Source organism: Roseicella aerolata, assembly GCF_020523605.1.
GTDB classification, from domain to species: domain Bacteria; phylum Pseudomonadota; class Alphaproteobacteria; order Acetobacterales; family Acetobacteraceae; genus Paracraurococcus; species Paracraurococcus aerolatus.
The window spans coordinates 1-9,469 of the sequence record NZ_JAJAQI010000083.1 but is presented as its reverse complement, the minus strand read 5'-3'; the positions used below and the strand labels follow the sequence as shown (position 1 = coordinate 9,469).

The 9,469-nt window shown below is 68.7% G+C and carries 12 protein-coding genes; 6 read left to right on the top strand and 6 right to left on the bottom strand.

Annotated features, from left to right (window positions below; genetic code table 11):
• Positions 1-236: hypothetical protein (locus LHA35_RS26870; protein WP_226614181.1), on the top strand; the 236-nt coding region annotated here is incomplete at its 5' end.
• Positions 237-266: 30 nt separating this feature from the next.
• On the opposite strand, the gene LHA35_RS26865 is transcribed toward LHA35_RS26870, so the two are convergent.
• Positions 267-419, bottom strand: a complete 153-nt coding sequence (locus LHA35_RS26865; RefSeq protein WP_226614180.1) for a hypothetical protein — start codon at positions 417-419, stop codon at positions 267-269.
• Positions 420-633: 214 nt separating this feature from the next.
• Entirely contained in the window at positions 634-1,518 is an 885-nt protein-coding gene (locus LHA35_RS26860; protein ID WP_226614178.1) for a universal stress protein, read from the bottom strand.
• Between the two features lie 81 nt (positions 1,519-1,599).
• On the opposite strand from LHA35_RS26860, the gene LHA35_RS26855 reads away from it, so the two are divergent.
• From LHA35_RS26855 to LHA35_RS26840, 4 genes are read left to right on the top strand one after another with little or no spacing between them, the layout of a single operon-like run.
• Positions 1,600-2,334, top strand: a complete 735-nt coding sequence (locus LHA35_RS26855) for a DUF1538 domain-containing protein (protein ID WP_226614176.1) — start codon at positions 1,600-1,602, stop codon at positions 2,332-2,334.
• Positions 2,334-3,137 (top strand): DUF1538 domain-containing protein, encoded by an 804-nt coding sequence (locus tag LHA35_RS26850; RefSeq protein WP_226614175.1) that lies wholly within the window; start codon positions 2,334-2,336, stop codon positions 3,135-3,137. Before LHA35_RS26855 ends, LHA35_RS26850 begins: the two co-directional genes overlap by 1 nt.
• Positions 3,106-3,456 (top strand): P-II family nitrogen regulator, encoded by a 351-nt coding sequence (locus LHA35_RS26845; RefSeq protein WP_226614174.1) that lies wholly within the window; start codon positions 3,106-3,108, stop codon positions 3,454-3,456. Before LHA35_RS26850 ends, LHA35_RS26845 begins: the two co-directional genes overlap by 32 nt.
• On the top strand, positions 3,453-3,869 hold the full coding sequence (locus LHA35_RS26840; RefSeq protein WP_226614173.1) for a CBS domain-containing protein: 417 nt from the start codon (positions 3,453-3,455) through the stop codon (positions 3,867-3,869). Before LHA35_RS26845 ends, LHA35_RS26840 begins: the two co-directional genes overlap by 4 nt.
• A 27-nt stretch (positions 3,870-3,896) precedes the next feature.
• On the opposite strand, the gene LHA35_RS26835 is transcribed toward LHA35_RS26840, so the two are convergent.
• The 4 genes from LHA35_RS26835 to LHA35_RS26820 all read right to left on the bottom strand — a co-directional run bounded on the left by LHA35_RS26835 (position 3,897) and on the right by LHA35_RS26820 (position 9,103).
• Positions 3,897-5,054 (bottom strand): cation:proton antiporter domain-containing protein, encoded by a 1,158-nt coding sequence (locus LHA35_RS26835; RefSeq protein ID WP_226614166.1) that lies wholly within the window; start codon positions 5,052-5,054, stop codon positions 3,897-3,899.
• 83 nt (positions 5,055-5,137) lie between these two features.
• Entirely contained in the window at positions 5,138-7,846 is a 2,709-nt protein-coding gene (locus LHA35_RS26830; RefSeq protein WP_226614164.1) for a cation-transporting P-type ATPase, read from the bottom strand.
• Between the two features lie 313 nt (positions 7,847-8,159).
• Positions 8,160-8,588, bottom strand: a complete 429-nt coding sequence (locus LHA35_RS26825) for an IS1595 family transposase (RefSeq protein ID WP_264185827.1) — start codon at positions 8,586-8,588, stop codon at positions 8,160-8,162.
• Positions 8,555-9,103, bottom strand: a complete 549-nt coding sequence (locus LHA35_RS26820) for a transposase (RefSeq protein WP_226614162.1) — start codon at positions 9,101-9,103, stop codon at positions 8,555-8,557. Before LHA35_RS26820 ends, LHA35_RS26825 begins: the two co-directional genes overlap by 34 nt.
• On the opposite strand from LHA35_RS26820, the gene LHA35_RS29135 reads away from it, so the two are divergent.
• Positions 9,102-9,469: BglII/BstYI family type II restriction endonuclease (locus LHA35_RS29135; protein ID WP_408902419.1), on the top strand; the 368-nt coding region annotated here is incomplete at its 3' end. The genes LHA35_RS26820 and LHA35_RS29135 overlap by 2 nt on opposite strands.

Sequence of the window (9,469 nt, the reverse complement as noted above, 5' to 3'; positions counted from 1 at the left end):
GCCAAGCACGAAAGGAGGCCACAACCCACCTGACAGAAGCCGAAAACCCCGAACTTCCAGCCACAACCCGGGTCAAATCCTCATGGCAATCCCGGGTCAGCTCTCAGTGGCAATCAACACCCAGGGACAAGGCCGGGCTCAAAGCTGGCCTGACCTCCTACATGCGAGGGCTGCAACGCCGACCCGCCAAGGTCCGCGCCTTCTTCCAAGCCACCACCGTCCGCTACGCAGCGTAGGCTGCGAGAGTTACGTATTTGATGGCCTGCTTAGTAGGTGGGCACCGAAGGATCGCCCAGCGGCACTACCAGCATCCGTTCGAAGCCGACCGCGGCGATGTACCAGATGACGGCCTCGAACGTGACGGCACTCCACCGGCCGCGGGAGAACGCACCGTCGTAGCGGCACCAGACCAGCGTCACGACATAGGCGAACGCATTCAGGCGGCGGTGGCATGTAGGATCATTCGTTAGGACAAGGCGCATCCCCAAGTCCAGTAGGCTGGTCCGCTACGCCAGTTCCCAGATCATGTTCAGGTCGGACGGCCATACCGAGACCGGCCTCGACGCCTCCTCTGCGTGGCCCCGATCCTATTCGGTCAGAGGTGGAACCGTCGGTATTGTGGCAGCTCCGCCATCATGCCGCCTGTGGCGGCACCGCCAGCACGTCGCAGTCGAGGGTCCGGAGCGCCTCCTCGGCGACGCTGCCGAGCACCAGCCGCCCGATCGCTCCGTAACCCCGGGTTCCGATCACCACGAGATCGGGTGACAGCCGATCCACCGCGCGCCGGAGAGCTTCTGCCGGCGCGCCCTCTTCCAGCGCGATGGGCGGCAGTTGCGATTCAAGGCCGAGGTCGAGCCCCCTCAGGTATCTACCGAGTTCTGCGCGCGTCTGCGTGGCCGTCGCCGCCACATGCTCCGCGATCGCCTCCGCAGAGAGATCCGCCAGCATCATGCTGCCCCGGCCCGGCTGCTGGAAGGCATGGAACACGGTCAACTCGCCGCGCCCGGCGAAGCCGAGCCGGATCGCCGCGCACAGCGCCTGCGCAGAGGGCTCCGACATGTCCATGGCGACCAGCACGCGCCGATAGAGCCGCTCGGCGGGGCGGTTCACCATCAGCACCGGCCAGCGCCCCCGACGCATCACGCGTTCAATCGTCGTGCCGATGAACATGTCGAGCAGCAGGCGCTTGCGGTGCTCGCCCAGCACGATGAGGTCCACCGCCTCCTCAGCCGCGACGCGGATGATCATGTCGAAGGCATCGCCGGCCTCGACCCGCATGCGAGGCTTCAGGCCCTGCATCTCAGGCATGGCGCGGGCCTGCTCGGAGAGGAGCATTGTGACCTCGCGCCGCTCGCTCGCAACAAGCCCCTCGGGCTGGTCGTCGTCCACCGCCGAGAGCAGCACCAGCTTCCCCTCGGCCTCCCGAGCCAGCGCGGCCGCGCGGCGCATTGCACGGTCCGAGCGGGAGGACAGGTCGGTCGCGCAGAGCAACCGCATCGTCGCCTCCTTGGTTAACATTCTGTCATGCATGTAGTAGAGGCAGGCACCGATGGGCAAGGCCGCGGCCGGTGCCCGATGTAGGGGGGAGGGATCGACGGCATGGACCGCCTGCCCGGGCTGATCCGGGTGCTACTCGAGAACCTGCGCGACCTCGCCCCACTGCTCCTGGTGGTCGGTTTCTTCTACGCCGTCGTGCTGCGCGCGCCGCCGCCGGAGATCGGCACGAAGCTGGCTGGGGCCGTGCTGGTGGTGCTCGGCCTCACCTTCTTCGTGCGCGGCCTTTCCATGAGCCTGTTCCCCCTGGGGGAAGGTCTGGCCGACACCTTCGCGCGTCGTGGCAATCTGATTTTGCTCCTCAGCTTCGCCTTTGCGATCGGCTTCGGTAGCACCGTCGCGGAGCCGGCCCTGCTCGCAGTCGCCATGCAGGCCGGCACGGCGGCAGCGGAGGCGGGCCTCGTCGAAGGCGGGGAGGAGGCCGCGACCCGGACCGCGCTCGCGCTCCGCTACGCCGCCTCTGCCGCGGTCGGGGTCGCGGTGGTGCTCGGGTGCCTCCGCATCATCCTGGGCTGGCCCGCTTGGTGGTTCCTGCTGGGGGGCTACGGCCTCGCCGCGACCCTCGCCCTGCTGCGCGACACGCCTCTCCTGGGTGTGGCCTTCGACGCCGGGGCGGCGGCGACCTCGGCCATCAACATCCCGCTCATCGCGGCACTCGGCATCGGCCTCGCCTCGGTGATCCACGGCCGGCGGCCGCTCGCCGACGGCTTCGGCGTGGTGGCGCTGGCGAGCCTGATGCCGATGCTCGTCGTGCTGCTCGGCGCGCTGGTGATGGGCTGATGCCCGCCTTCGCGCACGACCTGTTGCATGCCCTGCTGGCCACGCTGCTGGACGCCGCCCCCGTGGCGCTGGTGGTCGGCGTGTTCCAGGCCTTCGTGCTATGCCGCCGCCCGCCGCAGCTGCCGAGGGTGTTGATCGGTGTGGCCTATGTGGTGCTCGGCCTGGCGCTGTTCCGCCTCGGGCTGGAATGGTCGCTCCTGCCGATCGGGGCCGACCTGTCGGAGCGGCTGACGGCGCCCAGCCTTGCCGCCTCTCCCGATGGCGAGGTGGTGTGGCACCGCTTCCTTTGGCTCTACCTCTTCGCTGCCTCGCTCGGATTCGCGACTACGATGGTCGAGCCGGCGCTGACCGCGATCGCGGACCGCGTCGGCACGCTCACCGGCGGCACGCTCCGGCCGCTGGCGCTGCGCCTCGCCGTCGCGGCCGGGGTGTCCCTCGGCCTGCTGCTGGGGACGCTCCGGATCGTCGCCGGCCTGCCGCTGCCCTGGGCCGTGGCCGGGCTGGTCGGCCTCATCGCCGCCCTGGTCGCGATCGCCCCGCGTCAGGTCGTGCCGCTCGCCTTCGACTGCGGGGGCTTCGCGACCTCCGTGGTCACCGTGCCGATGGTCGCCGCCTTCGCCGTCGGCGTCGCCACCGTCATCCCGGGACGTGATCCCTTGACCGATGGCTTTGGCGTCATCCTATTCGCCCTGCTGTCCCCGGTCGCCAGCGTGCTCGCCTATGCGGCGGCGCTGGAGCGGGGGCCGCGGGACCGTGGCCCGGGAGGAACCGATGCGGTTCAAGCTACTACTCGTTCTGGTTGAGGATGACCGGCTCGATGCCGTGTTGAAGGCGGCGCGCGAGGCCGGGGCGACCGGGGCGACCACCCTCCCCAGCGCGCGCGGCGAGGGTCTCAAGCCGAAAAAGACCTTCTTCGGCCTGGACCTGGCCAGCCAGCGCGACATCGTGCTGCTGGTGGTGGAGGAGCACCTGGCGCGCGGCATCCTGGAGGCGATCGCCACCGCCGGCCGCTTCGATGCCGAGCCCGGCTCCGGCATCGCCTTCCAGATCGCGATCGAGGACGCAGTAGGGCTCGAGGCGCAGATCCGCTTCCTGGCAAAGCGGGTGGAGGACAAGCTGTGAGCGGCACGCAGTACCACCTGCCGGTGCGCGAGGCGATGACCCCCGAGGCCATCGTCATGGACGGCCTGACCACCGTGAGCGACGCGCTGATCATCATGCGCGACCGCAACATCAGCTCGCTGGTCGTGGAGCGGCGCAACGAGCGGGATGAGTACGGCCTCGTCCTGGTGGCCGACATCGCGCGCGAGGTGGTGAACAGCAACCGCGTCCCGTCGCGCACCCACCTCTACGAGGTGATGGTGAAGCCTGCGCCGCGCCTGGATGCGGAGATGGATGTGAAGTACGCGATCCGCCTGATGCACCGCCTCGGCCTGACGCATGCGCTGGTGGTGGAGGGACGGCGCCTGATCGGCATCGTCACTCTCCGCGACTTGGTGGTGCGCTACATCGACGGACCGGCCGCACCCGGGTGATCTGCACGCCGCGGTGGGGCGCAGGCGTCAGCCGCGACCTGCCTCGACGGGATCCGCCCCGGCGACGCGGCCGAGCAGCAGCCCCCAGAGCACCGTGGAGGCAACCACCGACAGCAACACCATGTCCCGGACCTCTGCCGGCAGGAGGCCGCCCGTGACGGCAAGTGCCGCGATCACCAGCGAGACTTCGCCCGCTTGGCCAGCGCCAGCGGCCAGCAGCCGCGCCCGCTGCCCCGCGCACCCAACCGCGCGAGCAGCTGCCCAGGCGAGGGTCGGCCGGGCAACCAGAACCAGGATCAGCACCACGACGACCTGAACCCCGCCGCCATGCAGCGAGCCGGGATCAAACAGCGCCGCGACCGGCACGATGAACAGCGCCACGAAGACGCCACGCAGCGACGCAGTCCAGCGGACCGCCCCCCAGCCCGCGGCCGAGGCGGCAAAAGCCAGCCCACCAACGAAGGCGCCGAGGGTCGGTGGCATGCCGACCAGCATGGCGCCGGCCAGCATGATCCCGAGCGCCACGAGGGGCGGCAGGAGAGCGACGAGTTCTGGCGAACCGAGACGCGTCGTGCCCACCAGCAGGCCGGGCAGGACCCACCTACCGAGGGTGACGGCACCCCCGGCCATGGCGGCGCCGCCGAGCACCGACAACAGCATCGCACGGCCGGAACCGGCAGCCCCGCCTTCCGCCTCCGGCGCCGCGGCCCAGAGGCCGGTCATGGCGACCACCACTATCAAGCCACTGGCCACCAGCCAGCCGGCGAGTACGCCGCCGGTCAGAAGTCCGGAGAGGCCGACCGACGCCAGCATACGCGGTGCGAGGATGACGCCCGGCGCCGCCACGGCGAGGCCGAGAGCCAGCCCCGCGGCATCATCCCATCCGGCGAGCCGGCCGAAACTCCAGCCCAGGGCACTGAGCCCGATCGTCTGGCCGACCGCGCCGGCCACCGCCAGTCCACGCAGCCGGCCGATCGCGACCGGCGCCTCGCCAAGCCCGCACCAGAACAGAACGAGCGCTGCGCCGATGAGGATCGCCTCCGCGGCGAGCACGGCGTCGAGCACCGGGCCCGGGGTATGTGGTCCGACCAGGAGGCCAGCGAGGACGTAGCCGACCAGGGGAGGCAATCGGGCCACCCGGGCCGCAGCGCCGAGCAGCGCGGCGAGGCCGAGCCCGAGCAGCAACGGACCGATGGCAGGCGACATCTCCACCATGATCCCCTTCTACAAGGGAATGACCATCGGGCAAACCGAGTTACGCTCCAAGGTTATTCGGCCCGGAACCGGTCGCGCAGGAAGTGCTTCTCGACTTCCAGCAGCACGAAACTGGCCGCTCCGATGGCCAGGATCAGGGTGCCGTCCGCAAGTGTCAGCGGGCTTGACCCGAAGATGGCGTTCATCACAGGCAGGTAGGTGAAGGCCAGCTGCCCGAGGATGACAACGGCCAGCGCGATCAGCACCGGTGTCGTGCCCTTAGCGCCGGTGTAGGTGAAGGACGTCATGTGCAGGTAGCGCACGCTGAAGAGGTAGAAAATCTCCAGCACCACCAGCATGTTCACCACCATGGTGCGCGCGGTTTCCAGATCCCGCCCGTGGCCGAGCGCCCAGAAGAAGACGCCGAGCGAAATGCCGGCAAAGAATAGCGAAACGACGATGATGCGCCACAGGATGAAGGGAGTCAGCAGCCCCGCATCGGGCCGGCGCGGTTGGCGGCGCATGACGCCCGGTTCGGACGGCTCGAAGGCCAGCGCCAGGCCGAGGGTGCCGGCCAGGATCAGGTTCACCCACAGGATCTGCACCGGCGACATCGGCATGGCGAAGTTGAAGAAGATCGCCATGATCACCGTTAGCGCCTCGCCGCCATTGGTGGGAAGTGTCCAGCCGACGACCTTGCGGATGTTGTCATGCACCGTGCGCCCTTCGTGCACGGCGGCGACGATGGAGGCGAAGTTGTCATCCATCAGCACCATTTCGGAGGCCTCCTTCGCTGCCTCAGTGCCCTTGATGCCCATCGCGATGCCGACATCGGCCCGCTTGAGCGATGGAGCATCGTTCACCCCGTCGCCCGTCATGGCGACGACGCGCCCCTCGGCCTGCAAGGCTTCCACGATGCGCAGCTTGTGCTCGGGGCTCGTGCGCGCAAACACCACCGTCTCGCGCACGGCGGCGGCGAAGCCGTCGAGTGGCAGCCGGTCGAGATCCTGCCCCGTCAGCACCGCCGCATCCTCGCCGAGGCCGAGCTGGCGTGCGATGGTCTGGGCGGTGGCCGCGTGGTCGCCCGTGATCATGCGCACGGCGATGCCGGCGGAACGACACTTGGCGATGGCACGGATCGCCTCATCGCGCGGCGGATCGATGAAGCCGATGATGCCGAGGAAGACCAGGCCCCGCTCGACATCGGCGAAATCCACGCCCTGCGCGTCACCGGGCATGGGGCGCATGGCAAAGCCCAGCACGCGCTCGCCCTCGCCGGCGGCCTCGGCGATGCGCTCCGACCAGTAGCCAGCATCGAGGGGTGCGCTGCCGCCCCTGGCTTCCTGGCGGTCGCACATGGCGAGAATTGCCTCCGGCGCACCCTTCACCAGCACAACCTTTTCGGCCATCGGCATGTGGTGCAGCGTTGCCATGAAGCGGTGCGCGGCATCGAAGGGGATCTCGTCCAGGCGCGGCCATTCGGCGCGCGTCTCACCGGAGTCGAACGCCGCCTTCATGGCCAGCGTGACCAGCGCCCCTTCCATTGGGTCGCCTTCGACGTGCCAGGCCGTGTCATCGCGGTGCAGCCTTGCGTCGTTGCACAGCAGCCCGGCCCGGATCAGCGAAAGCGTGGTGGCATGGCCCTCCGATCCGCCATCCGCGAAGAGACGATGCTCGGCCGGGTCATAGCCGGCGCCCTGAACCAGTAGCGTCTCCTCCGAGGTAACGACCCGCCGTGCCGTCATCTCGTTGCGCGTTAGCGTGCCCGTCTTGTCGGAACAGATGACCGAGACCGCGCCCAGCGTCTCCACCGCCGGCAGCCGTCGGATCACGGCGTTGCGCGCGGCCATGCGCTGGACGCCGATGGCCAGCGTGATGGTGATGACGGCCGGCAATCCCTCGGGCACGAGGCTGACCGCCAGCGCGACGACGGCGATCAGCGCATCGTCCCAGGCGAAGTCGCGCAGGCCGACGGCAAAGGCGAACAGGGCCGCCGCACCCACGAAGGCGAACCAGGTGAAGCGCCGGCCGAAGCGGTTGATCTGGCGCAGCAGTGGCGTCGTCAGCTCCTCGACGCTGCCGAGCAACTCGCTGATCCGGCCGATCTCGGTCCCGAGGCCCGTGGCGACGACCACCCCGGTGCCTTGCCCCGTCGCAACCAGCGTCCCCGAGAAGGCCATGCCGTGCTGGTCGCCTAGCGCGGCGGCGTCGGCCGAGGGCTCGGCGCGCTTGGTCGAGGCGACGGATTCGCCGGTCAGGATCGCCTCGTCGATCCGCAGGCTGCGGGCCCGCAGGAGGCGGAGGTCTGCGGGCACGCGGTCGCCGGCCTCGATCAGCACGATATCGCCAGGCACGAGTTCCGCCATCGGCACGCTGATGCGCTGGCCATCCCGCAGGACATGCGCCTTGGGGGCGATCAGGTCGCGGATCGCCGCAAGGGCATTTTCCGCCTTACCCTCCTGGAGGAAGCCCACGATTGCATTGACCAGCACGACGGCGAGGATCACGCCACTGTCAACCAGGTGCCCGAGCATGGCGGCCGCGAGAGCCCCGACCAACATGAAGTAGATTAGGGCGTTGTTGAACTGTGCCAGGAAACGCAGGAAGGGGTGGCGCCGCGTGCCAGTCGGCAGCGCGTTGGGGCCGTGTTGCAGAAGCCGCCGCTTCGCCTCCTCGCTGGTCAGCCCCTGCGGGGAGGAGGCCAGTTCGGCCATGACGTCGGCAACATCGCGCGCATGCGTCGCGGCGCAACTCCTGCGTGTTCCAGTTGCGGCTTCAGTCAAGGCGAGTGTCCTGATAAGGCCTGCGGCCAGGGCGCGCGTGGATGCGCGGGCACTATAGGTTTGCTCGGTTCACGGCGACAGGGCGCAGGACTGATCAACACGCGACCGTCAGACCACCCTCACAAGACGCCCCTTGCTCGCAACAGCCCCGGCCATTGGCGACGGTTCGAATTCGGGTGCACTTCCTCGGCGAGGCGCAGCGCCCCAGAGACTTTCGTTCCCCGGTTCCCACCGCTGCTGCGGTGCGGGGAGCCCTCGCAGAAGATGCCTTCGCGGATGGTTCTTTGTGGGATCCGGGGTGATGGTCCGCATGTCATGTCACCAGTGCCGCGACGAGGGCGCCCAGGAGGGCTTTGCCGCGGCGCCGGGCGTTGTGCACAAACTTAAAGAAGCCGAGGTATAGTGGCAGCTTCTCCTGTGAGATGCCCCGGTGCGGGCGGAGCCAGGAGCGCAGCAAGGACCACGTCCCCTCCATCGTGTTGACGTGGATCTCGCAGAAGCCGTCGCCGTCCTCGTCGCGCGCGTACTCGCCACGTGCATGGCAGACCGCCTCGTGCCGATAACCCCAGGCTGGCAGGCGGGCATAGATGTCGTACTCGTCGGTGTGGATGCGGGCACCCTTGGCGACCGCTGCCTCGATGATCGGCTGGATCGTCTTCTGCTGCACATTGGCCAGCATGCGCATGACGACCTGACCACCACGCTGGATCAGGCCGAGGATCGGCGGCTTGTCCTTCTCCAGCGTGCCGCGGCCCGGCGCTCCCGCCAGTCTGCGGCAGCGCCCAAGCCGCCCCTTTTGGCCACCGCCGCGGGTTGGCCCTTGTGCCCGGCCACGACGTAGACCTCATCGATCTCCACCCCGCCGCCCAGCTGCACGGGAGCAGCCTTGGCGACCAGGCCGCGGCGCAGTTGCTCGGTCATGGCCTGCACGTCAGATCCATTGAGGCCCAGCTCCTGGGCGATCTGCCGATTGGAGAGGTTCAGCCCCATGAAGTACAGGCACAGCACCCACACCCGTAGCGGCTGGTGATGCCCGGCCAGCACCGTGCCGGTGAGGTCGTCGAAGCGCCCCGCGCAACCCTTGCAGCGGTAACGCTGCCGGTGAACCTGCCTGTCGTCACACCCGTCCCGGACCACACTGGTCCCACCACAAGCGGGACAGCGCACCCCTTCCGGCCAGCGATGCTGGCGCACCAGGGCGAAGCACTTGGCGTCGTCGATCAGCGCCGAAAGGTTGACCAGATCCGGTGCGGTCATGATGCCAGCGGCTCCTTGGGCCGGTCGGTTCCCCCCGGCCCCGCCCACCATCACAGAGGCTGTTCCGTCCCGCTACCCAGGCCTGGGTCCATCACCCCGGATCCCATCAAGAGCCTTAGTCGATAATTTTAAAGGCCGCGTTGTTTTAGATGTTGAGTGGAATGCTAAGGATGGAAATCTTGACCGCGATCTAGCGTCTTACCGATCCTGGTACGAAGCGGGCGTAATTTCGGCCGGGGTCATCATTAGGCCCGCCGGCAGCATCCGTGCGGAGATTTACGGTAAGGACCTGAGCCGGGTCAGGCCGGTGCCGCCTCGGCCATCTCGTTCTGTGGCCAGCCCAGGAAGTAGGTGCCGTTGGGGATG

Excerpts from the sequence above, each read along its gene's own strand:
- LHA35_RS26860 (WP_226614178.1), bottom strand. The coding sequence starts at position 1,518 with ATGTTAACCAAGGAGGCGACGATGCGGTTGCTCTGCGCGACCGACCTG.
- LHA35_RS26855 (WP_226614176.1), top strand. The coding sequence starts at position 1,600 with ATGGACCGCCTGCCCGGGCTGATCCGGGTGCTACTCGAGAACCTGCGC.
- LHA35_RS26820 (WP_226614162.1), bottom strand. The coding sequence starts at position 9,103 with ATGACCGCACCGGATCTGGTCAACCTTTCGGCGCTGATCGACGACGCC.
- LHA35_RS26845 (WP_226614174.1), top strand. The coding sequence starts at position 3,106 with ATGCGGTTCAAGCTACTACTCGTTCTGGTTGAGGATGACCGGCTCGAT.
- LHA35_RS26850 (WP_226614175.1), top strand. The coding sequence starts at position 2,334 with ATGCCCGCCTTCGCGCACGACCTGTTGCATGCCCTGCTGGCCACGCTG.